General features: G+C 33.5%; 24 protein-coding genes. 12 read left to right on the plus strand and 12 right to left on the minus strand.

Annotated elements, in window-relative coordinates:
* Nucleotides 1-5: 5 nt before the first annotated feature.
* The 3 genes from arsB to QL232_RS04235 are packed head-to-tail and all read right to left on the minus strand — an operon-like array spanning nt 6 to nt 2,069.
* The gene (gene arsB / locus QL232_RS04225) at nt 6-1,088 is read right to left on the minus strand and encodes an ACR3 family arsenite efflux transporter (protein ID WP_168882722.1); all 1,083 of its coding nucleotides are present in this window, start codon (nt 1,086-1,088) and stop codon (nt 6-8) included.
* Nucleotides 1,089-1,114: 26 nt separating this feature from the next.
* Complete coding sequence (locus QL232_RS04230; protein WP_281613232.1) at nt 1,115-1,720, minus strand: protein-tyrosine-phosphatase; 606 nt, start codon at nt 1,718-1,720, stop codon at nt 1,115-1,117.
* A gap of 22 nt (nt 1,721-1,742) precedes the next feature.
* Nucleotides 1,743-2,069, minus strand: coding sequence for a metalloregulator ArsR/SmtB family transcription factor (locus tag QL232_RS04235; RefSeq protein ID WP_168882724.1), 327 nt, complete (start codon nt 2,067-2,069; stop codon nt 1,743-1,745).
* A 208-nt stretch (nt 2,070-2,277) separates the two neighbouring features.
* Here QL232_RS04235 and QL232_RS04240 point away from each other — a divergent pair, with 208 nt between their 5' ends.
* On the plus strand, nt 2,278-3,279 hold the full coding sequence (locus tag QL232_RS04240) for a hypothetical protein (protein WP_281613233.1): 1,002 nt from the start codon (nt 2,278-2,280) through the stop codon (nt 3,277-3,279).
* A 77-nt stretch (nt 3,280-3,356) separates the two neighbouring features.
* Here the strand turns inward: QL232_RS04240 and QL232_RS04245 are convergent, their stop codons facing one another.
* Nucleotides 3,357-5,057: a fasciclin domain-containing protein gene (locus QL232_RS04245; RefSeq protein WP_281613234.1), complete on the minus strand. Its 1,701-nt coding sequence runs from the start codon at nt 5,055-5,057 to the stop codon at nt 3,357-3,359.
* 320 nt (nt 5,058-5,377) lie between these two features.
* On the opposite strand from QL232_RS04245, the gene QL232_RS04250 reads away from it, so the two are divergent.
* The 3 genes from QL232_RS04250 to QL232_RS04260 all read left to right on the plus strand — a co-directional run bounded on the left by QL232_RS04250 (nt 5,378) and on the right by QL232_RS04260 (nt 7,130).
* Nucleotides 5,378-5,779, plus strand: coding sequence for a DUF4625 domain-containing protein (locus QL232_RS04250; protein ID WP_281613235.1), 402 nt, complete (start codon nt 5,378-5,380; stop codon nt 5,777-5,779).
* Nucleotides 5,780-5,879: 100 nt separating this feature from the next.
* The gene (locus QL232_RS04255; protein ID WP_281613236.1) at nt 5,880-6,392 is read left to right on the plus strand and encodes an adenine phosphoribosyltransferase; all 513 of its coding nucleotides are present in this window, start codon (nt 5,880-5,882) and stop codon (nt 6,390-6,392) included.
* A 54-nt stretch (nt 6,393-6,446) separates the two neighbouring features.
* Complete coding sequence (locus QL232_RS04260) at nt 6,447-7,130, plus strand: hypothetical protein (RefSeq protein WP_281613237.1); 684 nt, start codon at nt 6,447-6,449, stop codon at nt 7,128-7,130.
* Here QL232_RS04260 and QL232_RS04265 read toward each other — a convergent pair.
* The 3 genes from QL232_RS04265 to QL232_RS04275 form a co-directional block, all read right to left on the minus strand.
* Nucleotides 7,120-7,290, minus strand: a complete 171-nt coding sequence (locus tag QL232_RS04265) for a hypothetical protein (protein WP_281613238.1) — start codon at nt 7,288-7,290, stop codon at nt 7,120-7,122. The genes QL232_RS04260 and QL232_RS04265 overlap by 11 nt on opposite strands.
* Nucleotides 7,291-7,626: 336 nt before the next feature.
* Nucleotides 7,627-8,238, minus strand: a complete 612-nt coding sequence (locus tag QL232_RS04270; RefSeq protein WP_281613239.1) for an RIO1 family regulatory kinase/ATPase — start codon at nt 8,236-8,238, stop codon at nt 7,627-7,629.
* Nucleotides 8,239-8,584: 346 nt separating this feature from the next.
* A complete protein-coding gene (locus QL232_RS04275; RefSeq protein ID WP_281613240.1) occupies nt 8,585-9,715 on the minus strand; it encodes a hypothetical protein in 1,131 nt (376 codons plus the stop codon).
* A 316-nt stretch (nt 9,716-10,031) separates the two neighbouring features.
* Here QL232_RS04275 and QL232_RS04280 point away from each other — a divergent pair, with 316 nt between their 5' ends.
* The 3 genes from QL232_RS04280 (at nt 10,032) to QL232_RS04290 (ending at nt 12,110) form a co-directional block, all read left to right on the plus strand.
* Nucleotides 10,032-10,526 (plus strand): NUDIX hydrolase, encoded by a 495-nt coding sequence (locus QL232_RS04280; protein WP_168882733.1) that lies wholly within the window; start codon nt 10,032-10,034, stop codon nt 10,524-10,526.
* A gap of 56 nt (nt 10,527-10,582) precedes the next feature.
* The gene (gene pyrR, locus QL232_RS04285) at nt 10,583-11,122 is read left to right on the plus strand and encodes a bifunctional pyr operon transcriptional regulator/uracil phosphoribosyltransferase PyrR (RefSeq protein ID WP_168882734.1); all 540 of its coding nucleotides are present in this window, start codon (nt 10,583-10,585) and stop codon (nt 11,120-11,122) included.
* A 70-nt stretch (nt 11,123-11,192) separates the two neighbouring features.
* Nucleotides 11,193-12,110 carry an aspartate carbamoyltransferase catalytic subunit gene (locus QL232_RS04290; protein WP_168882735.1) on the plus strand — a complete coding sequence of 306 codons (918 nt, stop codon included), beginning with the start codon at nt 11,193-11,195 and terminating at the stop codon, nt 12,108-12,110.
* Between the two features lie 20 nt (nt 12,111-12,130).
* Here the strand turns inward: QL232_RS04290 and QL232_RS04295 are convergent, their stop codons facing one another.
* The gene (locus tag QL232_RS04295) at nt 12,131-12,361 is read right to left on the minus strand and encodes a hypothetical protein (protein WP_281613241.1); all 231 of its coding nucleotides are present in this window, start codon (nt 12,359-12,361) and stop codon (nt 12,131-12,133) included.
* On the opposite strand from QL232_RS04295, the gene QL232_RS04300 reads away from it, so the two are divergent.
* From QL232_RS04300 to QL232_RS04320, 5 genes are all read left to right on the plus strand, one after another.
* The gene (locus QL232_RS04300; RefSeq protein WP_168882736.1) at nt 12,360-13,088 is read left to right on the plus strand and encodes a LytTR family DNA-binding domain-containing protein; all 729 of its coding nucleotides are present in this window, start codon (nt 12,360-12,362) and stop codon (nt 13,086-13,088) included. The genes QL232_RS04295 and QL232_RS04300 overlap by 2 nt on opposite strands.
* 152 nt (nt 13,089-13,240) lie before the next feature.
* Nucleotides 13,241-13,669, plus strand: coding sequence for a hypothetical protein (locus QL232_RS04305; protein ID WP_281613242.1), 429 nt, complete (start codon nt 13,241-13,243; stop codon nt 13,667-13,669).
* A gap of 50 nt (nt 13,670-13,719) precedes the next feature.
* A complete protein-coding gene (locus tag QL232_RS04310; protein ID WP_168882738.1) occupies nt 13,720-14,742 on the plus strand; it encodes a histidine kinase in 1,023 nt (340 codons plus the stop codon).
* Nucleotides 14,723-15,442 (plus strand): LytTR family DNA-binding domain-containing protein, encoded by a 720-nt coding sequence (locus tag QL232_RS04315; RefSeq protein WP_168882739.1) that lies wholly within the window; start codon nt 14,723-14,725, stop codon nt 15,440-15,442. The genes QL232_RS04310 and QL232_RS04315 overlap by 20 nt, the downstream gene beginning before the upstream one ends.
* Nucleotides 15,443-15,465: 23 nt before the next feature.
* Entirely contained in the window at nt 15,466-16,680 is a 1,215-nt protein-coding gene (locus QL232_RS04320) for a hypothetical protein (RefSeq protein WP_281613243.1), read from the plus strand.
* An 87-nt stretch (nt 16,681-16,767) separates the two neighbouring features.
* Here QL232_RS04320 and QL232_RS04325 read toward each other — a convergent pair whose 3' ends face one another.
* From QL232_RS04325 to QL232_RS04340, 4 genes are all read right to left on the minus strand, one after another.
* Nucleotides 16,768-19,611 carry a carbohydrate-binding module family 20 domain-containing protein gene (locus QL232_RS04325; RefSeq protein WP_281613244.1) on the minus strand — a complete coding sequence of 948 codons (2,844 nt, stop codon included), beginning with the start codon at nt 19,609-19,611 and terminating at the stop codon, nt 16,768-16,770.
* A gap of 191 nt (nt 19,612-19,802) precedes the next feature.
* Nucleotides 19,803-21,278: a glycoside hydrolase family 30 beta sandwich domain-containing protein gene (locus tag QL232_RS04330; RefSeq protein WP_281613245.1), complete on the minus strand. Its 1,476-nt coding sequence runs from the start codon at nt 21,276-21,278 to the stop codon at nt 19,803-19,805.
* Nucleotides 21,279-21,322: 44 nt separating this feature from the next.
* The gene (locus QL232_RS04335; protein ID WP_281613246.1) at nt 21,323-23,083 is read right to left on the minus strand and encodes a hypothetical protein; all 1,761 of its coding nucleotides are present in this window, start codon (nt 23,081-23,083) and stop codon (nt 21,323-21,325) included.
* A 20-nt stretch (nt 23,084-23,103) separates the two neighbouring features.
* Nucleotides 23,104-24,585, minus strand: a complete 1,482-nt coding sequence (locus QL232_RS04340; protein WP_281613247.1) for a RagB/SusD family nutrient uptake outer membrane protein — start codon at nt 24,583-24,585, stop codon at nt 23,104-23,106.
* Between the last annotated feature and the right edge of the window lies 1 nt (nt 24,586).

Here is a 24,586-nt window from a genome sequence, read left to right on the forward strand (position 1 = left end):
GATGGTTATTTTTCTGAAGTATAGTATTTTTTTCTAAACCAGAAAGCGAGGTTCACCAATCCAATAAGTGCTGGTACTTCTACCAATGGACCAATCACACCTGTAAACGCCTGACCTGAATTAATACCGAATACACCAATAGCTACAGCAATTGCCAATTCAAAGTTGTTACCTGTTGCAGTAAATGCAATAGAAACATCTTTTTGGTAATCTGCACCAAAATATCTACCTAAATACATACTTACAACAAACATCAATGTAAAATAGATCACTAATGGAATCGCTATTCTTACTACGTCCATTGGTATCTCAACAATCATCTGACCTTTTAAACTAAACATCAAGACAATAGTTGACAACAATGCTACTAATGTAATTGGTGAAATTCTTGGTACAAATTCATTTTCATACCAATCTTTACCTTTTACTTTCACAAGGATTTTTCTGCTTAAGAAACCTGCTATAAATGGAATACCTAAGTATATAAATACAGATTCAGCAATTTGTCCCATTGTGATATCTACATCTAACCCTGTATAACCAAATAATGGAGGCAATACAGTAATAAAGATATAAGCATATACACTGTAGAATAAAACTTGGAAAATACTGTTAAGTGCAATTAAACCTGCAGCATATTCACTAGATCCATCAGCAAGGTCGTTCCAAACTACAACCATAGCGATACATCTAGCAAGACCTATCAAGATTAAACCTGTCATATATTCAGGATAATCATGAAGGAAAATAAGAGCCAAAGCAAACATTAATACCGGACCAACGATCCAATTTAGTACTAATGAAAGAGATAAAACTTTTACGTTTTTAAATACCTTTCCCATTTCCTCATATTTCACTTTTGCAAGTGGAGGATACATCATTAAGATAAGACCAACAGCCAAAGGAATGTTTGTCGTACCTACAGACATATCGTTAATACTATCTGCTACATTAGGAAAGAAATAACCTACTCCTACCCCGATTGCCATTGCAAGGAAAATCCAAAGTGTTAAGTAAGTATCTAAAAAAGATAACTTCTTTGGTTGTTTTTGAGGACATAAAGGGTCCTGATCTAATACCTTTTCCATGTTATATATGAATTAAACAGTGTTCCTTAAACTAATGAAAATGCGTATAATAATTCTCTAGCTACTTGACGACATCTCTCATCATATTTTTCTTCTTGTTGAGGTGTTCCATCAAATGCTTTTGGATCTTCGAATGGTAATGATATCCTTTTTGCTCCTGGGATAACTGGGCAATTTTGATCTGCATGTGTACATGTCATAACAGCACCAAAATTTGATTGTGGGTTAAAAGGATGATCAAATGTTTTAGAAAAAGCAATAACTGCAGGTTGATTTTCATCAAACTTAATTGCATAAACAGGATTCTTCTCTTCAGATAATTTTAAAATATCTAAACCAGCTCTTTCCAATGCATTACCAGCAGATGGGAACATTGCTGTAGCCTCAGTACCACCAGAATAGGCAAAAACATTTGTAATGCCGTAATAATGAGCAGCCACCTGTGTCCATACTTGTGATAAATGACTTCTTCTAGAATTATGTGTACAGATTAAAATTAAGTTGGCTACTCCATTAGTTGCTAAACTTTCTTTTACATATTCTGTAATTACTTCTAATTGTGCTTTTCTTTCTTCTGAGATTTGATCAAATTCTTGAATTGCTGATGAAATGTAATCGTTGATTTTTGACATAATTAGTTGAGATATTTTTTAATTAACAACACTTTTTTGGAGATAATAAATCAGAAGTTGCTGCAAAGAAGCTCTTCACTTTTTCCCAAGTTTCTTCATCGACACAGTAACTGATGTTATTCCCAGAAATTGTCCCTCTAACCAATCCTACTCTTTTTAATTCAGACAAGTGTCTTGAAATTGTCGACTGTGCTAGCGGTAATTCATCCACCAAATCACTATTAATACATTGTGGTGAATTTGCCAGGTGCATCATTATACTTAATCTTGCCGGGTGTCCTAATACTTTTAGAATATCCGCCATTGAGGTTATTTCCTCTGAAAATCCTTGTGTTTTTGTTATTCCCATATCGCAATATTACGATATAGCGATGGGAAAGTGAAAGTTATTTAAAATTATTTATGAAAAAAATAGATTATAGAATAAAATAGGGTGTTGTATTCTCTGTCTATTTATAACAAATAGTTATAGAGTATTCGATAATAAATGAATCACCATTGAATTGATAGTCGTTTATACTATTACAACAATAGATAAATAATAAAATATTATAGATATGAAATTCTTAACATCAGAAAAATTAGTTATCTGCGGAGCTGCAGGAATGATCGGGTCAAATATGTTACAAACTGCAATGATGTTAAGGTTAACTCCTAATATTGTGCTTTATGATCCTTACATTAAAGGTTTAGAAGGGACTTATGAAGAAATGTTGCATTGTGGTTTTGATGGTTTCAATTTACAATATACAGACGATATTAGTGTTGCTTTTCAAGGTGCTGATTATATAGTCTCTTCAGGTGGTGCTGCAAGAAAAGCAGGAATGACTAGAGAGGATTTATTAAAAGGCAATGCCGAAATCGCCGCAAAGTTAGGTCGTGACATTAGAAATTACGCTCCTGATGTTAAACATGTTGTAGTTGTATTTAATCCAGCAGATATTACTGGTCTAGTGACGTTACTTCATTCTGGTTTACAACCTCATCAGGTAAGTACATTGGCGGCTTTAGATTCAACACGATTACGATCAGAGTTAGCAAAGTATTTTAAATTGCCTTTGGATAAGGTGAAAAATACTAATACTTATGGCGGACATGGTGAGCAAATGGCTGTGTTTTCTTCTTCAACAACCATTGATAATTTGCCATTAAATAAAATAATTGGTACTGATGCATTTCCAGAAGAGGATTGGCATGCTTTACAACAAAGAGTTATTCAGGGAGGAAAAAATATTATTGAGTTAAGAGGAAGATCTTCATTTCAAAGTCCAGCTTATTTATCCATTAAAATGATAGAAGCCATTATGGGTGGTGAAGCATTTATTTGGCCAGTTGGAGCCTATTCTAATATTCTAGGCTACCAAAACATTATGATGGCAATGGATACTCAGCTATCAAAAGAAGGTGTAAAAGTTCATTTGCCTAAAGGAAATAGTAATGAGTTGGAAGTGCTAAAAAGAAGTTACAAACATCTCTGTAGTTTGAGAGACGAAGTGATAAACATGGGTATTATTCCTCCAATAAATCAATGGAGTGAATTGAACCCACATATCTTATAGAAGCATAATCTAAATTAAAACAAAAGTCCACCTCATATGAAGTGGACTTTTCTCTATTCATTCAATTAATTTACATACTAGGGCAATAAGACCGTATCAATTATATGGATTACTCCATTTGAGGCCTCAACATTCGCCGTACTTACAGTCGCATTACCTATCATAACAGTATTGTTATCTGAGATACTTACTGTTAGTGTTGTTCCTGCTAGTGTAGTTACCATTTGACCATCAGAAAGGGCAGTTGATAATACTTTAGAAGATACAACATGGTGCTTTAAAACGTTTGCCAATTCTTCGATAGTAAGTGTGGATACATCTACATTACTGAAAGCGTCATCAGTTGGTGCAAATACAGTGTATTCCATATCACCATCCATATTAAAAGTTGAAGCTAAATCTGTCGCTTCTAATGCTCCTAATAAACTAGTGAAACTACCTGCTCTCATAGCAACATCATAAATAGTGTTTGGTAGAAGTACTTCATCGACCACGTGAATTACACCATTTGAAGCTACTAAATCAGCCTGTACAACATTGACTCTACCAACTTGTACACCCTCACTTTTGCTGATCTCTAGCTTAGTACCTGCTAACGTAGTTACCATCTGACCATTTTCTAATGAACCTGAAAGGTTAGTATTTTCTACTACGTGATGTGCTAAAATTCTTGCGATATATTCTGTAGATAGACCCGTTAAGTCTACCATTTCGAAAGCATCATCTGTTGGAGCGAAAACTGTGTAATCAGTTGTTCCATCCATATCTACTAAAGAAGTTAGTTCAGTGGCATCCAAAGCACCTAATAGTGATGAGAAACTACCAGCTTCTTTAGCAAGGTCATAAATAGTTGTTGGTTTTAATACTCCATCAATTACGTGGATTACACCATTAATTGTTTTGATATCAGCTGCCGTTACATTTGCCTCATCAATCATTACACCTGAAGCTGAAACAGCAACATTTAAATCTGTACTAATTAGTGTAGCCACTTCCATTCCATCTGATAATGATGTAGATAATGTTGTACCTTCTGCAACATGGTGCATTAATAATCTCTGAAGATCCATTTTCTCTACTTCAGATAATGAAACTTCTGCAGCGGTAAATGCTTCGTTTGTTGGTGCAAATACTGTATAATCGGCATCAGCATTTGAGAAAGTAGCCACTAATTCTGCTTGTGATAATGCAGATACTAAAGTTGTGAAACTAGGATTACTGATAGCCACCTGAGCGATAGTTAACGCTTCTGTGGTTACCATCACATCCGAGATAACATGGATTACACCATTACTTGCTTCTACATCAACAGCGGTAACTTGAGCACCACCAACAGTGACAACACCATCAGTGATATCGACTTCTAGCATTGTACCTGCTAGTGTTTCAACCATTTGTCCATCAGAAAGATCTGATGAAAAAACACTCCCTTGTACTACGTGGTGCTTCAAGAGCTTATCTAGAGCTTCATCTGATAAATCATCAAATGAAGAAATACCATTTTCAGCGGCAAGTAATTTGTTAAATGCATCGTTGGTTGGAGCAAATACTGTATAGTCTCCTCCTAAGTCTGCAAAAACTGACACTAACTGCGCATCTGTAAGTGCAGAAGTTAATGTAGAAAAATCATCAGTTGATGATGCAATTCCTGCAATAGTTTGTACTTCTTCAACAGCAGGAAGATTTGTTGGATTGTCATTGTCGTCATCTGAACAAGACGTGAATAGACCGAACAGGCCTATTGTTAGCATGATTTTAAAAAGATTAATAGTTCTCATTCAATTACAGTTTTTATTGGTTGAAAATTCAGTCTGTTGAAGGATTTGTAAGATTCAATTGTTTAAACAATTTTTGTCTAAACCTAAATAAAAATGAGAGTTATATTAGAATAGTTATATTTTTGACTTTGAATTTAAACGTAATTTTGACATATAAACTCCTTAAAGTGAAAGTTGAAAAAAAATGAAAAAAAATATTTTTGTTTATTCTTTTCATTTCAATAGTTAAACAAAATGACGTTTTTCGTTGATTTCTTAACATTTGGACCACCAACCATTTCAATATTTCCACTGTCTATTAATGATGTAAACCAGATATTATGAAAAAACACCTACTAAAAAATTATCTTTTTCTCATTATAGTATTATTTGGATCAGTCGGTTGTCAGGACAATGATGAGTTTCAAAAAGAACTTGTTCAGATATATGAAATAGAGACAGATCATATTATTGAAGAAGACACTACGGAGTACTTAGGATTAAATGCCTCGTTTAGTTATATAGATTTTGCTTATCTAAGAGTAGATATTAAACCTACGGATGAAGTTACTCAGCATTGGAATTCAACTTTTATTTATGATGATCTTACAGAATATGAATTTCATGGTCAATACAGTATTCCAAAGGATGCTTCTGGCGAATATGAAATAATTTTGTATTTATCAGATAAGAATGGATATCAGACCCAATTATCACAAACATTTCGTCTAGAGGAACATTAGACTATTTCGATTGGAATAAATGTTCCTAACAAATGCTTAGTTTGTACTCACGCTCTAATAACTTTATTATATTGTCCTTTACAAACAATAAAAAAGAAGAATGGATTTAAAAAAATACATTAGAGACGTACAAGATTTTCCAAAACCAGGAATCGGTTTTAAAGATATTACAACTTTACTTATTGCTCCTGAGGCAGTAAAAGAAGCACTTCAACAGTTTGTAGCATTAGCTAAAGGCAAAGGGATTACTAAAGTAGTTTCAATGGAATCTAGAGGTTTCTTTTTTGGCCCAATGATCGCCAATGAAATTAACGCTGGATTTGTACCCGTTCGTAAACCGGGAAAACTTCCATATCAGACCGTTAAACAAGAATATGCATTAGAATACGGAACAGACACTTTAGAAATGCATTTAGGAGCGATAGAAAAGGGAGATAAAGTCTTAATCCATGATGATGTATTAGCTACAGGAGGAACTGCAGAAGCAGTAGTTAAAATGGTGGAAAGCCAAGGAGCTGAAGTTGTTCAATTAGATTTTCTCATTGACCTAACCTTCCTCAACGGAAAAGATAAATTAAAAGGGCATCACATAAATGCTCTTATTGAATATTAAATTAAATAGGCTATCTTTTATGGTAGTCTATTTTTTTACTCTCTTAAATTCTATATGGCCAATTTATTTCTCTCAAGTACCGATACATCTCAGCTTAATACGGCAGCTTATTATATTGATCTTGGTTTTGAAATCATTAAAGAAAAGGATAGAATCTGGGCAGCTTCAAAAGAAGTTCAGATTGCTCTAAGCTCTATTCCAACAGATCGTAAAGGTCTTTTATACTTTAATTCAGAAGCAATCGATTTGATTAAAAAGAACAATGTGTTCTATAATGAAAGTGAGAATGGAGAAATTACAGTGATGACTCCTGCTGGAATATTAATGACTATTGTAAATCAAGAATCACCCAAATTAATATCAGAGAAAACTAGTATACTTGGTAACTATATGGGTATTAGTATTGAAACGATCAATATGAATGCTTCTGTTGGGTTCTGGGATAATTTAGGTTTTACGATAGGAATGGGAAATGTGGACCAAGGATGGGTAAGCATGACCAACAACAATGGAGATATTATTAGCTTAATGAAATACGGAATGTGTCCCCATCAATTCTTTAATCCATCAATGACATTTTTCAATGGTAAAGAAAAGAACCCCATCGTTATCAATAATATTCGAGAAAGCAATACTCCTATTGCTGAGGAAATCACTCATTTCAATGAGGAAGGTATTGTTGATAATATTGTACTTAAAGATCCTGCCGGTGTAGGTTGTTTTGTCTTTAACGATTAAATATTTTATCTAAAAGGTGAGGTACCTCTAAGTGTTTATGTACATCATTTTTTAGGTAGTTTGAAGTAGTTCTTGGAGAAGCTACCATATTTAAACTGATACAGAAGAAACCTATTATTATTATTAATCCTATCCAAAAGGCTTTAAAGTGATTGATCATGATTTATAATTTTTAAATACATAATCGAAATCTCCCCTCTTTCAGTTATACATATTTTGTTTATCGAGTTTATTAAAAAGATTATTAATGGTTATTAGTTGCAACTTGCAACCTAAAGATATAAAAATTATAGCATCATTGGTGTATGATGCTATAATTTGGTTTAGAAGAAAAGTCTCAAAACCATCATGCGGATTTTATATTTAAGTACTTTATTTTTCTTCAATTGAGAAGCAAAAATAAGTAAGGCCGCAATACATGGAAGTGTAAATAAGTTGAGTAAAATTTGTTGCATTTAAAAAAATTAGGTTTTCAGTGTTAGAGTCCTGAGGCTCATTATCTAGATACTAATTTAGTATCCTGATTATAATAAATATATTTTGTCATAAAGCTTGAGATGCTTTTACGATAAATATCTTTATGTGCTTTGAAATGATTTTGCTGTTGTACAGTACAGTTTGCATTAATCGTTTCAAATTTACGATCTGCAATCATAGTACTTACTTCCAAATACTCTTGGCTATTTATTGCATATGCTTGCTTAGCATTCATCAATAAAGTATTAAAATTAGAAAAATCAGTATGGATGACGTTAAACTGATTGTTGTCTAATGAAAGAATACTTTTTAATTCTTCTGTTTCTTTCTCTGTGATCTCTTTCGCATTGATAGCTACCCTTTGTTCTCTCTCAAGAATATTTTCTCTTTTCTGTAAAAACAAGATTAGAAGTTGGTTTTTCTTGTCAAGATCTACTGAACCTAATGCAAGAAGATCCTTTTCATATTTTGTTCTCAAAGTAGAAATTTCTTGCTTTTGAACAGTTGTTAAGGTAGAGATTTGATTTAATTGATTTACATAAGAACTTACATCTTCAGCAACGCTTTGACCAAACACAGTTGTTAGTTGGAAACAAAAAGCTAGAGCGAAAGATAATACATAAGATTTCATAGGAGTATTTGATTAGTTTAATTATACAGTAATAGACTTGTTATTAAAAAATTTATTGAACACACTTTAATCGACTGAAACCAAAGTAGCTTATATCGATATATTCACATTTTTTCTTTAAATAATTATAGTAATACAAAATTACTAAAAATTTCTATTACTTGCAATTACACATAACAATATACACAGACTCATTTGTGGTCACATAACACTTTTGGTTAACGGATTAATTATAGGTTATCATAAATAAGACACCATTCAAAAAAAGATATAATCACCTTTAACTATATTTATAGTGATCCTAAAAAAACAAAAAGGCCCTCAAATTTCTTGAGAGCCTTTTTACTTAGTTGATTATAATGTCTTTGTATCTATTTTTAATATCTACGTATTCTTTTCTTTGTTGAATATATTCTTCTGCTGATCTTGGTCTTGGATTCCAATTTGGGTCTGGAATCTCAGGATAGATCTCCGAGGCATAGTCTTTTCCTTCATAAAAGTAGTCATCAAAAGTACATCCTTCCATTTCAGAAAAAGGAGCTAAGAAAATATACCCGTCAAAGAAATCTTGCAATTTAAAGGTATCATGACAACTGCTATAAAAACTATGATCACTGAACTCTCCAACGGTTCCCGTAAGATCAAAGCCTACTGGTTTATAATTATTTTGCTTCATTAAAGCTTCAATTTTTCCATCGGCTGGAGAGATTAATTTATAATCACTTGCTTCAGTTCCATAAAACCCTTGGTGTAGTAAGATGGTACAAATATCATCTTCTAAAAGATCATATAATCGATTCCCGAGGAATACACTTTGGCAGGGACAATCTTTCTTTAAAGTAACAGGCAACTTCTTATTGAGAAACTTGGTAAAAGCATGTGGTGTTCCCACTAATAATAATGCTTTTTCTTTAGGCTCCACAATTTCTCTTTTTACCAACTCATATCGGAAAGAATCAATTTCTCCTCTATAGAAAACATCTCCCATGCATTCTTTATCATCCATATTGAACTTAGTCCAATCGAAATGGTAACTTAAATTGACAATCCGAAATTTTCTCTGATCAGGCTGTAAGGTTTGATTAAATTCCCAAGCACTTTTATAAATATCTCTATAATCTTTATACGCCCAGCCCACATTGTAGAAATACATCATTTCCTTGGCTAGTGCATCATGATATTCTGGAGCTGCAAGTAAAGAGTCCAAAAGATCTTGAACTTCAAAAGCGCCAAACTCCATCCCTATCTGATAAATACCATTTTCATATAAGGTGGGAATCATATTTCTTACAAAATCAAGATTTTGTTTTATTCCATGATCTTCTCCTAATAAAACTATAGAATGATCTTCAAATTTATCAATTACATAATCCTCTGGTGATGGGCTACTTTTAATCTCTTCTATAGGTTTATTTTTGATTGAGCAAGAAACGTTGATAATTAATGTTAGTAGTAGAATAGAACATCGTTTTAACATATCATTTTTAATTTAATTCCATATCAATATACAAATCCTATCTCTTTTAATACCAACTTTTTTGTTACTTATTGTCTTAACAAAATAAACTCTTAATAGTATTATAAATTATTAATAATTAGTGCTATAATTTAAGATTTCCCAACTATAATTCTATTGAAAAGTATAGGATGATAAATATGATTTTACCAATATAATAATTGGGATTTTTACTGAGTATTAAATGTTATATGACGTGATTTAAAATTAGGCGTATTAATAAAATTAAAATGTATTTACTTCTATTGTTACATTTGTGATAGATAAATTAAACACAATGAAGAATTCAAAAGAAGTAGAAAATACGTTTGGGCATCGCTTAAGAGTAAGAGTTTGCGGTATACTTATAGAGAACAATAAAATTCTCATGGCAGTTCACAAAGGGATTGGTCCTAGAGGAATTTTTTGGGCTCCTCCAGGTGGTGGACTAGAATATGGCGAAACAGTTCAGGATGCTCTGAAGCGAGAATTTTTAGAAGAAACTGGATTAGACATTACCATTAAAAAACATCTTTTTACTCATGAGTTCTTTGATTTGCCCTTACATGGTATAGAATTATTTTTTCTTGTTGAAAAAACGGGAGGTACTTTAAAATTGGGTTATGACCCTGAAATGGAGCAACAAGTACTTGAAAATATGGTTTTTATTGATTTTGATGAGCTCCAAGAAAAGCACCAAGATGAAAAGCATCATTTATTCCGTCATTGTAATTCGTTAAAAGACCTTATCAAAATGGAAGGATTTTACAGCAATTTGACAGAAAATTTGTAAACTTGTAAGTTAGAATCAAACAGGTATTAAGAACCTGTATAACTTCTAAAACAATAATGGCGAAAGTTAGCATTTTACAAAGTCAATTACTTGACATCACAATTAGTAGATTAAGTCAGCAACTTATTGAGAATCATGGAGATTTCTCAAATACAGTGATCATTGGACTTCAACAAGGCGGAATTATTCTTTCTGAGCGTATCAAAAAACGTATCATGGAGCTAGAGAATATTGAGGTGCCTTGTGGTCAGTTGGATATTACTTTCCACAGAGATGATTACCGTAGAAGAGAAAATATTCTTACACCTAGTAAGACGGAGATTCCTTTCTTAATTGAAAATATGAATGTAATCTTAATTGATGATGTGATTTTCACAGGACGTTCTATCCGATCAGCATTAGATGCAATGATGGCATTTGGTCGTCCTAAGAAAGTTGAGTTATTGTGTTTGATTGACCGTAAATACAGCAGAGATTTACCTATCGAACCTACTTACGTGGGTAAGGTAGTTAACTCAATTCAATCTCAATATATCACAGCAGAATGGAAAGAGGAAGGCCATGCGGAGGATACGCTTTGGCTTATTAATCAATAAATTATTTAACGGCTTTCGTTTTGATCGCCGTTTTTTTATGAGAAAAAATACTGATAGAATTTAAGATATAATGTTAAGTACGAAACACCTTCTCGGAATCAAAGACCTGACCAAAGAAGATTTGGAACTAATTTTTCAAACTGCTGATCAATTTAAAGAAGTAATCAACAGACCTATTAAGAAAGTTCCTTCGTTGAGAGATATTACTATTGCGAATATCTTTTTTGAAAACTCAACACGTACAAAATTATCATTTGAACTGGCTGAAAAGCGTTTGTCTGCCGATGTTATCAATTTCTCATCGAGTGGAAGTTCAGTAAAAAAGGGTGAAACACTTCTAGATACTGTCAATAATATCCTATCAATGAAAGTGGATATTATAGTGATGCGTCACTCTAGCCCGGGTGCCCCCCACTTCTTATCTAAGCATATTGATGCCACAATCCTTAATGCAGGTGATGGTACTCATGAGCATCCTACTCAGGCTATTCTTGATACTTATTCAATTCGAGAAAGACTAGGAACAGTAGAAGGCAAAAAAGTGGTTATCGTTGGTGATATTCTACATTCTAGAGTGGCTTTATCTAATATCTTCGCTCTGCAAAAATTAGGTGCTGAAGTAATGGTCTGTGGACCTCACACCCTTATTCCTAAATATATTGACCAACTTGGAGTAAGAGTAGAACATGACCTAAGAAAAGCATTAGAATGGTGCGACGTTGCCAATATGCTGAGAATTCAGATGGAACGTCAATTGGTGAAAAACTTCCCTTCTATCCGCGAGTATTCGCAACACTTTGGTCTAAATAAAGAGTTATTGGATTCTTTAGACAAAGAAATCGTAGTAATGCATCCGGGTCCAATCAATAGAGGTGTAGAAATCACTTCAGATGTTGCTGATTGTGAAAACGCGATTATACTTGATCAAGTTGAAAATGGAGTAGCAACAAGAATGGCTGCACTATATCTATTAGCTGGAAAAAAATAGTAGCTAATAAAAAAATAATCTTAAGCGTAATCTAATTGAATTAGGTTACGCTTTTTTATTTCTTCAAAAAACATCACTTTAATTCTTAGATATTCATCAATTACAGAATTTATTTCTACTTTTACGCTTACTAAACAATTCTTCATTAGTGCGATTATAAAATTAACATTGCTATTACCTCTCATCTCTTCATGAGAATCTGAAAGATTACAATGTTTACCCGAACCAAAAATTACAAAATTGATTATCATGTCTAATAGTACTAAAACCGTTATTACCTGCGGTCTATTAACGGACGATGAACATTTTAGGTGTCAAATTGAGCAACTTTTTAATGAAACTGATATTCTTTCGCTTTTGGAAGTACATCAGTCACCATTGGAAGCAGATATGTCTAAGACGATTAAGACATTAGATGTATTATTTATTGATGTAGACCTCCCCTATATCTCTGGTTTTGATTGGTTTGAAAGCCTTCGAACAGAACAGTTATGCGTTTTCATTTCGGATGATGCAAGTCATGCTGTCAAAGCATTTGATTATAACTCTATCGATTTTTTTCTGAAACCTCTCACCATGAAAAAATTCTATAAGAGTGTTTTAAAAATTAGGGAACGATACAGAGCGACTTATTTTTCAAAATCACAAAGAAAGCAACGTACTTCTTTATTTATCCGAAGTGATAACCGTATCTATAAGATCAACTATGATGATATTCTATATATAGAATCCCAAAACAACTATATACAGATTGTGACACAAGACAATAAATATTCTACGTTGATGAAGTTGAAAGATGTTCAGCAAGTTTTGCCAAAATCTGATTTCATCAAAATTCAGAAGTCTTTTATCATAAATATGAATTATGTTACTGCAATAGAAGGTAATTCTGTGATTATCAACAATGTACTTATCAACATTAGTAGATCATTAAAAAAAGATGTTATTGATTCTTTTACACAGGGCCATTTAATGTAAATCGGTAACTATTGAAATTTTGAAAAACAGATTATTGCGCATTTCACCATCATGTAGATGCATCTCACCAAAATTAATTCAATAAAAAAGAGTGTTCAAAGATATTTGAGTCATCGAAAGCAAAGTATTACTCAAATTAAAATGTCAATATTATGAACACGCTATCAAAATTTATTATCGTATCTATTTTCTCTTTATTTGCTGTATCATGTGCATCTGAAGGCAATATCATTCCAGAGTTAAATCCTGCAAACAATGCAAGCGATGCACCTGCTGCTTTGTTAGATGTGGAAGCTTTTTTACAAATCAACATGCAACCGGTTGAAGGTAGCTGTGAAGAGCCATTGTCGGTCAATCTTTTAAACTCAAACGGTTTAGATTTTATGACAACTGTAAGTCCAATTGATGGTGTCTATCACTTGTCTTACGATGAAGAGTTATCTTATGGTCCTTATTCTGTAAAATTCTATCACCCTCAAACAGGGGAAGTAGTAGGTTCTACTTCATTTTATATCACTAGTGAAGACCTCGACCAAGAGAATTATATTAAAGATTTCACTTATGACGCTTGCCCCCAATAGGCATGAATAAGGAATGAAATTTGTATTCAAAAGAAAGAAGATTTAAACACATGAACTTATCACGCACTTACTTCATATCTATTCTCGGATATTTCATGGCCTTCTTTCTTTTGTATATTTTCGAAGACTATTTTTCTCTTCAATTTCAATGGTTAGGCCTAAAGCATTTTGTATTACTTGATTTTGCGTCTGCTTTGTTAAAGTGTGGACTCACAATCCTTGGTATGAAACTGTGCTTCTATTTTATTGAAATAAAGAAAATTACTTTAGGAATCGTCTCTATTCTCCTCTGCTTTATCATTATACTCTATCTCAATACGGAGCTTATGTGGTTCTTTAAATGGAACTATTATATTTCTTCCAATTTTAGATCAACGATCTCAGTAGAAGACTTTTCCGAAGTGTTTTTTCCTTTTGGTATTGGAGCAGGTATAGAAATAGTATTCGAGTATTTAAAACAATTAAAGATTAGACAGGCCCTAATCCTTGAAAAGACAAAAGCTGAACTAAATTTCTTGAAAGGACAACTAAGCCCCCATTTTTTATTTAATACTATAAATACTATTTTTTGGTTGATTGTAAAAGACCCAAAAAATGCTCAGGATTTATTGCTAACATTAAGTGATATGTTAAGATATCAGCTCTATGAATGTGAACAGGACTTTGTTCCATTAAAGAAGGAAGTTGATTATCTTAATCATTTAATAAAGATTCAAAATTTCAGAAAGAGAGAAAATGTTAAGGTAGATGTTATCATCAATTTTGAAAACGATAACTATCAAATTCCACCTCTCTTATTTCTGCCTCTCGTTGAAAATGCGTTAAAATATGTTTCTCAAAGGGAAGATGAAGAGAATTTTATTTATGTCAATTTGCAACAAAATGGAAATTCTTGTGTCTTTAAGATAAGAAACTCCACAGATGATAGTGTAATACAGCTATCTGATGACAAAAAATATAGCGGAATTGGTCTCTCTAATATTAAAAAGCGTCTGAACTTATTGTACGGAGACAATTTTGAATTCTCTACTTATCAACTCAACAATATCTATCATGCCAGTGTCAAAATCTAACTTAAAATGCTTAATCATTGATGATGAAGAACTAGCTCGAGAAGGTCTAGCAAGTTATGTAGAACAAGTTCCTTTTTTAGATTTAAAAGGGACCGTGAGTTCAGCTATGAAAGCACAAGAAATCATTGATGAACAACAGATAGATTTATGTTTCTGTGATATTAACATGCCCTACTTATCGGGTATTGATTGGGTAAAGTCTTTGAATAACCCTCCAATGGTAGTATTTACTACAGCATATTCTGAATATGCAATTCAAAGCTATGAGGTAAATACTTTAGATTATTTACTTAAGCCCATATCGTTTGATCGATTCTACAAAAGTTGTATTAAAGCAAGAGACTCATTTTCCGCAAATGAAAAAGAGGATCATTTTCTTTTTATCAAAGTAGAACAACAAATCAAGAAAATTTGGTGTAAAGAGATTCAATATATAGAATCCAAAAACAACTATATCAATATTGTCACTTCCGATAGTGAACATCTCACTCATCTTACTTTAAAAGAAATCCAAGATAAATTGCCTTCTACCTTTATAAAGGTTCAGAAATCGTTTATTGTAAATATGGATGCCGTAGAAGCCATTGAAGGAAATTGTGTTATTGTAAAAAATCAAATGATAAGTATGAGTCGTTCTCAGAAACAGGAAATTACTGATCAACTAACACAAGGGAATTTAATTATTAAAGGATTGAAGTAATGAGGTATTTCCTTTTTTCCATAATGTCTCTTTTTCTTTTTTCATGTAACTATGGGAATGAAGAAACAATGTCGAATCGAGGCGGAGAAATTTTAGGGTATGAATTAAAAGATGATTCAGTCTATTTTATCCTAAAAGAATCTGAGATCATGAACTTTATTGATCTTAAAAATACCGATTTTTTTGAGACAGCTCATGCTCCAAACTTTCATGAAGACTCATCTTATTTCCATAAGGCAAAGGATATCAAAATAAAGAAAGTACATGTATTAGGTGCTTTCAATGAGTATTCTTTAACAGATGAACTAATATTTAATGGAAATTATTGGGTTATTCCTAAAGCTAAAAACCATATTCAACCTGTAGGTGGAGACTTTTTATTCATTATTAATGAAAGGTATGCAGTCACTCTCCCTTTTTTCTTTGGTAAAAATATTCATACACCTAGATTTACAAACCCTCATAACTGGGATTTTTCCTTGTTGAGAATGTACCTTGTTTGGCAACTATATATTCTAGATTCAGAATATGAAATGGCATATCAACTTAAAGATGATTCAATTCAGTTTATTTTTGATCCAAATATCTATGCTTTAGTCAATGACGGTTATGGTATACAAGAAAATTATCATCCAGATATGATTGATTATGTAGAAGTTGCAGGGAGCTTTAATGCTTGGTCTCAATATTTTAAAATGAATAAAGTCGGAGATAAATACTATAAGTCTTTGGCTTTGAAAGATGTAAATACTTGGGGAGAATTTAAGTTTATCATAAATGGTAGAGTTTGGGTAAACCCTCCTTTTTATGCAAGTAATAAATTAGGACATTTTACGGGTACAAGAGAATATAATTTCACTTATAAAAACCCTAACATTGATAATATTCAAGGGTATACAATTCAAGGTAATGAAATTGTATTTTCTTGGCATTTAAACGATTCTGACCTACTGACTTTTTGGGAGCGAACTTATTCCAATCGATTTGAAATTAAGAATATGTACTTATATGCTTCTTTTTTAGAAACGCCTGGTCAAAAAGTATTGATGGAAGATTTGGGAGATCGCCATTATGAAATCCGTTTTCCACTTTCAGAAATACCTAAGAATAAGCAAATTCAATTTAATTATCATGCAAATGGAATGTTATTGCTTACTCCTCCCTATTATACATCTAATGTTGTACAAACGGATATATGGGATGATAATCAATGGGTGAACTTCGAATTTAGTTTATAAAAAATATGCAGTAAGCAAGCGCCTACTGCATATCTAGCATTGAATCTACATTTTAGAATATTTAATTGTTTGTATCACAACTGTCTGTTATTTCAGGAGAACTTTTGAACTCTTGTTCCATCCTTCCCCAATTATTTTGATGATATAAAGCCCTTTTGATAAAGACTGAATATTCACCACAGTATTATTTATCGAAGCATTGCCAAAATTGACTTCTTGGATCAATTTACCTTGAGCATCTAAAATATTTATACCTAATACATTTTGCTCCGAAGCAATATGAATTCGTTCCGTTGCGGGATTCGGGTAAACTTTTACCGCAGCCTTCAATTCACTCTCTAATGAGTTAATGGTATGTCCTGAGATATTAATTTCTTTTGTTCCTTTCACTGTCGAGCCATCTTCAGTTGAAGTAGCAGTAACAATCACTTGACCATCGGCAATTGCATTTACCAAGCCATTAGCATCAATAGTAGCTATATCTGTATTATCTACTGACCAAGTCACCGTTTGAACATCAGCGTTAATAGGGAATATTGAAGCTATCATTTGAGAAGTACCTCCTTTTTCAGTAATGTCATCTCCGCTGACCGTAATACTAACTACAGGGAAATAACATTCGCTACAAGTATTAAAACATACGGTTGGTAATACGATGTCTGATGTTTCTACAGTAATACTTCTATTTTTTGTATCCTCAACTTCACAGCCTGTATCTGTCATATCCTCAGTGTTCTCCCAATTTTGCCCTATAGTAAATTGGTATTCATAAGTCATACCTTGAAGTAGCTCTAACGTCACTTCCCAGATTCCATCACCATCTTCATCACTCATAGCATCAAAAGAATTTGGATCCCAATCATTGCTAGGCCAAGACCCTGCAATAAATACACCTTCATCTGAAGGTTTTTCTTTTGAAAGGTTGACACTAAAAGTAACTTGAACCGTATTCACTGATGGTTCATTCTCACTTTCATCACAAGAGTTAAAAATTACTGTTGTTAAAGTAAGTTCTTCTTCCATGACTGCCACTGTCCTCTTTTTTGATTCACTCAAACATTCTCCTTCAAAATCTTCTCCTTCTTCATTTGCCATAAAAGAATATTCATAGATAGCGTTTGCTCTAAGGTATACCGCTTTTGAAAAAATATTATTGCCAAGATCATTCATAGTAATTGCATCATTAGACCATTCACCTTGAAGAGTAACTGCCTCTTTTGCTTCTAGATCGCTAACATCTACCATAAAAGAAACCTTTATCCATTCGGGTACATCTGAAGTACATGAATTAAACCTGACAGCGTCTAAAATAACGGCATCTTCTGTCTCATCTAAAGTGATATACCTATTATTGGTTCCTTCTTTTTCACAACCTGATTTCAGCATATCCTCAATATCTGACCAATCATTACCTAAAGTGAACTTGTACTCATGGGTAGTATTTCCTTCTAAAGTGACAGTAGCTTCCCAGATTCCATCTTCATCTTCGTCGCTCATCATGGTGAAGTTTTCAGGTTCCCAAGAGTTCCAACTAGCAGCGATGTACATCCCTTTGGAAAGGTCTTCAAATTCTGATGCATCTACCTTAAATGTCACCTCTTTTTGCACTTTTTCCTTAGGTGTCGATGTACAAGAGTTAAAAGCAATAACTGGAATTGTCATCGTTGGTGTTTCTGAACCATCATTTACAATTTCAACAAATCTATTTTTTACACCTTCTCCTGCGCATTCTTCCCCTGAAAGGTCTTCGTCATTCCAACTACTACCATTATTAAATCTATAGAACTGATCACCCGGAAGTAAATCTACGGTTGCCGTATAGATGCCATCTTCATTCTCATCAGACATTTCTATCCAATCTTTAGGTTCCCATTTTCCATTTAATTCAACAATGAAAACTTTTTCATCTACAAGTTCTTCGGAAGACATATCAACTTGGAAAGTAGTGCTTACATACACCAACTCTTTATTACATTTTCCAAATGCCACAGTAGGTACTACTAAATGATCTTCTAAAACCTCTACCGTTCTGTTTTTCCCTTCTGGACAAATATCTCTAGCATCTTCCCAATTGCCATTGATAAAATTGTAGCTGTGTGTAGAGTTTTTATCCAAGGCAACTTGAGTCTCCCAGATATTGTCTTCATCTAAGTCATAAAGTTTTATTTCATTGTGATTCCATGAGTTGTTTAACCCAGTCATGTAAACACCATCACCTCCAACTTCTTCTTCAGACATATCGACAGAAAAAGTTACTATTACTTGATCATCGCATGCTCCAAATATGGCAGTAGGTACTGATATATCATCATTATAAATCTTGAGCTTTCTATTTTTCCCTTCTGAACAGTTTTCTCTAGCATCTTCCCAATTGCCATTAATAAAATTATAGCTATGTTCAGAACCAATTTCTAAATATTGCTCTCTAGTATATATTTGGTCATTATCATCATCTACTAATTCTAGGTCATTATGATTCCATGATCCATATAAACCTGTCATAAAAACACCATCATCCCCAACAGTCTCATTGCTCATGTCCACACTAAACGTTACTTTAACGTATTTTGGTGTTGAACAAATATTGAATGTTTCTGTTGGTAAAATGACGGCGTCAGTTGAATTAATAGATAGTTTTCGATTGTTATTATCAGAGCAGCCGTTCCCTGTCATATCCTCTTCTAATTCCCAGTTTCCGATCACAAATTTATAATCGTGATTTCCTACGGCTACGTCTATTGTAATTTCATAAATATTAGTATTGCTTTCATTAGCTGTCATCTGTTGAAGTCCCCATCCTGAGAAGCCTCCTGCGATATAGACGTCTTTACCGTCCAAGCTTTCATTAGATACATCTACACTAAAAGTCACATCTGTAGAGAAAGCAGTAAAATTGATACATAATAAAAAAAGTAATAATTGATATTTCATTCCTTTAGTATTAAGAGTTAAAACAAGAGAAGTTAGAGGGAAGGTATTGGTTGCGAGTAGTTAGAGATATCCAATACCCTCCTTTTTATTTTAGCAATAGTTTTATATATTTTTCATTTTAGTCTGAGGACAAAAAGTTGTCGATCTTCTTTGCCTCTAAATGCTGTCCATCAGTCTAACAGAAAATGATTTTATGCCTTTTTATTTCCATCATATACCATCGTACCAACACTTTGTGCCGGGATAGAAATAATATATGTTTCTTCAGTACCAGTAATTTTCAAATTGAATTTTTTCTGTGCATCAGAATTATTCATTAGTAAGACTACATATTTATTGTTCGGAGTAACAAAGGCTACATTAGGAAGATCTCCCATGTTATTCGATTTTATCCTGAAAGAACCTGTCGGAATAAATTTTGAAGCATGGCCTACAGTGTAATAAGCGACGTTTCTATCCACAGAATTACCATCAATTGTTAAAGCACCAAGGCACTCTGTACAACCTCCATCTGTATGCGGTTCTAAACTTGAGTTGGCTGCTAGGTTCCATTCCAATACCGTTTTACTCCAGTTTCTTGGAGCACCAATAAACATGTTTTCAAAATGCCACATTAAAGCACCTCCGAAGTCTTCATTTCCTCCAACCCATTGTTCTGTAAAGTAAATTCCTTTAGAAGGGTCCGCTGTCTTCACTGATGAAAGTGCTGAGATATCACCTCCATATAAATGGAAAGCGGAACCACTGATATATTGATTTGCTTCTGAGTTGATGATATTGATTGGGTAATCAGGTCTGTCTGCATTATGATCATATGTTATGATTTTAGTTTCTAAACCTGCTTCTTGGAATTTTGGTCCTAAATGACTTGCAATAAAATTGGCCATTTCATCTGATTCCATAAGTAAACTTGGAACATTACCCGGATGTAATGGTTCGTTTTGGATTGTAATAGCATCAATTGTAATACCTTCAGTCTTATATGCCTCCAGGTATTTAACAAAATAGTCAGCATATACAGCATAATGTGATGCTAATAATGATCCTCCTTTATATTCATTATTAGATTTCATCCATGTCGGAGGTGACCAAGGTGTCGCTAGAATCTTAATTGAAGGATTGATTGCTACAATTTCTTTAAGTACTGGAATAAGATTTTCTTGATCTTTAGCTATAGTGAAATTGGATAGAGTTTCATCTTCCACGTCAGAGTAAGAAAAAGGAGCAACATCTAAATCAGATGCTCCAATACTTACCCTTAGATAATTCACACCAATTTGCCCATCTTCTCTTCCGAATAATTCTTCAAGTAAAGCCGATTTATTGGCTGCAGACATATTGTTGATATGTAAGGCACTTCCTCCTGTTAAGGTATAACCAAAACCATCCATTTCTTGGTAAACTTGATTCTGATCGATTCTTAATGTTTGAAACGAATCATCATACCCAGAAGCAACCATATCCTCTTGTAGACGGAGACCTTGATTTTTTTGACCTCTGACGTCTTCAGTAGAAGTCACATAAAGTTCGATATGATCTACTTCTACTACCGGAGGTGGAGGGACAGGTGTACCATTATTTTTTTCATCAGTACACCCATTATTCATCCAAGATGAACACAGCAAAAACACAACACCAAATAATGTATTCATTTTATTTTCTTTCATAATATCTTTGTTAAGGAGGGAAATGCTCCCCTCCAATAATTTTTTTATTGCGTTACAGAATAATTAGCTGTTCGATAATCATTTGAAATCTCGAGACTAATATTGTAAGTACCGTCAGTTGATATAAACTTGAAGTTGTTAATGTTTACAGACTCGTCCGCAAAAGCCTTGTTCGTGGCCGTACCTGTTGTAGCCGTTGCATCATCGGTAGATCCGGCAGCATCAGAAGCTCCAAATTCAACATCCCAAGGAGAATTAAATTTCGAATCGTTTCCTCCAGTTAATTCTACATTACTTAAGGTAAAAGTATACGGATGCTCATAGGTCATTTGTACTTCAATTCGGTCATCCCATTCTAACCAGTGGAATAACTTAATATTATAGTATTGCCATGATAGAGATGGAGTACCAAAATCTAGTGTTAATTGATAAGCTTGGTCTCTTGCTACAGTAATTTCTCCTTCCCCTTCTTTCAATGAAGAACTATCGAATACATTATCTCCTGTAGGATCGTCGGTCGCACCAATTTCTCCTTGTAAAATATAGGATGTCCCAGACCCATCAGATGATGAATTTAAAGTATAAGTAAGTTCAGCCTGTAGAGCTAAATAAGATGGTGAAGTAAATGTGTTGCCATCTTTGTTGAATTCTATTGCTTCGGATCCATCTGAAGGCAATAAGAACAATGTTTCTGGTGCTACAAGTGGAGGTAATTCAGACTCTACTTTTTCAAATGAATAAGTATATGCTGTTCCTAAGAAATCTACAGAAACTATATAATCACCTACATTAGGGTTTTGTAAATCTTCTTTATCAAGTCCTTCATTATCAGCAAATGCCTCATAAATTAGATTAGTGGTTCCAGGTCTCTGTTTATACACTCTACCCCAATCGCCATCAATTCTCATAATAAAACTTCCTGATGCTTTTAAGTTTACAGTATCCTGAAATAATCCATTCCCCTGATACGCAAGTGGAACATCTCCACCCCATTCACCTTCAATAGGAGTTCCTACAATACTGAAGAAATTGATTTTTTCAGTGGCTATTGTATTTGTTTTAAAATCAGCTAAAATTCTAAATACACCACTTTCTGTAGCAGTAATTTGTGAACCACATAATTTTAATTCCCCATTTTCCGTTCCGTAATGCGATGCTGGATCTTCAATACTACTTACAAATTGATATGTTTCATCTTTGATTAATGAAGTCACAGTTTCAAAATGTGTCAACTCTCCATTTCCATCCACAAAACCTTTCATTGGGATAGCATTTTCTTGATCTTCACCTACTTCAGTAGCTGTACCATATATAAATAATTGTTGTGGTAGCTCATTCTCAGAAAATCTTTTAATATTAATTCCCAGTGATGAAAAAGCAACTCTAGACAATGATGTTGCTTTCACTCCCCATTTGATACTTGCCATTTCATTTTCAGGATAACAAGCTTGGGCTAATGCTAAATCAATTTCTCTATGAGAGATACTAGCCGTTACACTTTTACCATTGTTATGTGATGCCACTTCAATTAAAGGATTATCATAAGAAGTGGCCGTATCTCTAACTAATACAACTGAATATGTAATGATATAATCCGCCGTATTTATTGAGGGTTCCCATTCAAAATCAAGGTTTTCATTAGGAAATACTTCATTCAGCTCAACATTTTCATCAGTAGAGGGAATGATGAGCTTTGGCTCGCTAAGGTCCCAATCACCTTCAGGTTGCATATTGGATTTTGTTGTACAACTTATTCCCCATAATCCAATGAGAAACAATACAATATATTTTATATTTCTTTTCATCTTTTTGGAAGTCTTGTCTCTTATAATGGATTTTGATCTAATGCAGGGTTCCTATCCAATTCTTGTTGAGGGATTGGTAATAAGATTTTAGCGTCTGTCATATCATAATTGACGGCTCTTCCTGTTCTCAAATCAATTTCAACAAGATTGTTCATAGTGGAAACAGCCTTATTCTGACGCACTAAATCATCCCATCGGTGTCCTTCTTGAGCCAATTCCAACCTTCTCTCATTGAGAATTTTTTCTCTTAATTCCGCTTGCGATAAGCCCGAAAAGTTGGCTAGATTTACTCTTGTTCTGATTTTGTTTATCTCTACTAATGCTAAAGAAGTATTTCCTATTTCATTTAGTGCCTCTGCTTTAAGTAAAACTATATCTCCAAAGCGTAATAGATAAGGTCTATCGGTCGAAGCCCAACCCATTGCCTTTTTCCATTTGTATGAAAATGGGATGGTTGAACCAGAAGCATTTCCCCAATATTCATCTACCCAATCAACACTTTCAAACAATACCGCAGCTCCTTTTCTTACATTGTCACCTTCAGCGTCATAAGCGGCAATTAAGTTTTGAGATGGTGTAACAAACTTTCTCCAAGTATCTCCAGAAATTGAAGGCGGTAGTAACAATTGAGGACCAAAATTTCCTTCATCCGTACCCAAGTATTGTACTTCCAAAATGGATTCCTCATTGTTATAATGCTCTCCATCGAATAAATGATTATAATCAGACAAAAGCATGTAGCCGGCAGTAGAATTTTCTACTTTTTGAATAGCTTCTAACGCATTATCCCACTCCTTGTGTTGAGCATATACTTTTGCTAATAATGCATTGGCAGCTCCCGCTGTCGCTCTCGCCTTGTTTGTTGAGCCTCCAAGATCATTACCATTTTCATCTGTATAATAATCAGGTAATAGCGAAGCTGATAAATTTAAATCTGTAATAATCTGTGCATAAACTTCATCTACTGTATTTCTTGGTACTCTTACATCATTAGGGTCTGTAGATTTTGTAGGAGTTAATATTAAAGGAACACCTCCATGCAATTTTACTAATGTGAAATAATGGTATGCTCTTAAAAATAAAGCTTCACCTTTGATTTGATCTTTTCGAACTTCCGATAATGCCGGATCTTCTATAAGTTCTATTTTTTCGATGACAGTATTTGCTTTTAAAATACCATTGTAGATTTCAGACCAATTTCTAAATACTCTTGAGTTGATTGGTGTTATCGTTAACAAATCTGCCTCAAATACTTCTGGATTGTCTCCTCCTGCATATGCATTATCAGACCTCACATCACTAAATACTACATGGTCCCACACATAATATTCTGATGATTGAAAAGTTTCATAAGCACCTACTAATGCACTTTCCATCTGAGAAGCTTTACCATATGCGTTATCTGATGTCTCTTCTGAAATAGGTTGCAAGTCAAGGAATTTATCACAAGACATTGTTCCTAATGTTATAATCGCTCCCGCTATAATATTTTTATATTTCATA

The organism is Flammeovirga sp. SubArs3, assembly GCF_947387565.1.
Classification (GTDB): domain Bacteria; phylum Bacteroidota; class Bacteroidia; order Cytophagales; family Flammeovirgaceae; genus Flammeovirga; species Flammeovirga agarivorans.

What these genes read in the sequence shown, in the direction of transcription:
- arsB (WP_168882722.1), bottom strand. Translation starts at nt 1,088, where the DNA reads ATGGAAAAGGTATTAGATCAGGACCCTTTATGTCCTCAAAAACAACCA.
- QL232_RS04230 (WP_281613232.1), bottom strand. Translation starts at nt 1,720, where the DNA reads ATGTCAAAAATCAACGATTACATTTCATCAGCAATTCAAGAATTTGAT.
- QL232_RS04235 (WP_168882724.1), bottom strand. Translation starts at nt 2,069, where the DNA reads ATGGGAATAACAAAAACACAAGGATTTTCAGAGGAAATAACCTCAATG.
- QL232_RS04240 (WP_281613233.1), top strand. Translation starts at nt 2,278, where the DNA reads ATGAAATTCTTAACATCAGAAAAATTAGTTATCTGCGGAGCTGCAGGA.
- QL232_RS04245 (WP_281613234.1), bottom strand. Translation starts at nt 5,057, where the DNA reads ATGAGAACTATTAATCTTTTTAAAATCATGCTAACAATAGGCCTGTTC.
- QL232_RS04250 (WP_281613235.1), top strand. Translation starts at nt 5,378, where the DNA reads ATGAAAAAACACCTACTAAAAAATTATCTTTTTCTCATTATAGTATTA.
- QL232_RS04255 (WP_281613236.1), top strand. Translation starts at nt 5,880, where the DNA reads ATGGATTTAAAAAAATACATTAGAGACGTACAAGATTTTCCAAAACCA.
- QL232_RS04260 (WP_281613237.1), top strand. Translation starts at nt 6,447, where the DNA reads ATGGCCAATTTATTTCTCTCAAGTACCGATACATCTCAGCTTAATACG.
- QL232_RS04265 (WP_281613238.1), bottom strand. Translation starts at nt 7,290, where the DNA reads ATGATCAATCACTTTAAAGCCTTTTGGATAGGATTAATAATAATAATA.
- QL232_RS04270 (WP_281613239.1), bottom strand. Translation starts at nt 8,238, where the DNA reads ATGAAATCTTATGTATTATCTTTCGCTCTAGCTTTTTGTTTCCAACTA.
- QL232_RS04275 (WP_281613240.1), bottom strand. Translation starts at nt 9,715, where the DNA reads ATGTTAAAACGATGTTCTATTCTACTACTAACATTAATTATCAACGTT.
- QL232_RS04280 (WP_168882733.1), top strand. Translation starts at nt 10,032, where the DNA reads ATGAAGAATTCAAAAGAAGTAGAAAATACGTTTGGGCATCGCTTAAGA.
- pyrR (WP_168882734.1), top strand. Translation starts at nt 10,583, where the DNA reads ATGGCGAAAGTTAGCATTTTACAAAGTCAATTACTTGACATCACAATT.
- QL232_RS04290 (WP_168882735.1), top strand. Translation starts at nt 11,193, where the DNA reads ATGTTAAGTACGAAACACCTTCTCGGAATCAAAGACCTGACCAAAGAA.
- QL232_RS04300 (WP_168882736.1), top strand. Translation starts at nt 12,360, where the DNA reads ATGTCTAATAGTACTAAAACCGTTATTACCTGCGGTCTATTAACGGAC.
- QL232_RS04295 (WP_281613241.1), bottom strand. Translation starts at nt 12,361, where the DNA reads ATGATAATCAATTTTGTAATTTTTGGTTCGGGTAAACATTGTAATCTT.
- QL232_RS04305 (WP_281613242.1), top strand. Translation starts at nt 13,241, where the DNA reads ATGAACACGCTATCAAAATTTATTATCGTATCTATTTTCTCTTTATTT.
- QL232_RS04310 (WP_168882738.1), top strand. Translation starts at nt 13,720, where the DNA reads ATGAACTTATCACGCACTTACTTCATATCTATTCTCGGATATTTCATG.
- QL232_RS04315 (WP_168882739.1), top strand. Translation starts at nt 14,723, where the DNA reads ATGCCAGTGTCAAAATCTAACTTAAAATGCTTAATCATTGATGATGAA.
- QL232_RS04320 (WP_281613243.1), top strand. Translation starts at nt 15,466, where the DNA reads ATGTCTCTTTTTCTTTTTTCATGTAACTATGGGAATGAAGAAACAATG.
- QL232_RS04325 (WP_281613244.1), bottom strand. Translation starts at nt 19,611, where the DNA reads ATGAAATATCAATTATTACTTTTTTTATTATGTATCAATTTTACTGCT.
- QL232_RS04330 (WP_281613245.1), bottom strand. Translation starts at nt 21,278, where the DNA reads ATGAAAGAAAATAAAATGAATACATTATTTGGTGTTGTGTTTTTGCTG.
- QL232_RS04335 (WP_281613246.1), bottom strand. Translation starts at nt 23,083, where the DNA reads ATGAAAAGAAATATAAAATATATTGTATTGTTTCTCATTGGATTATGG.
- QL232_RS04340 (WP_281613247.1), bottom strand. Translation starts at nt 24,585, where the DNA reads ATGAAATATAAAAATATTATAGCGGGAGCGATTATAACATTAGGAACA.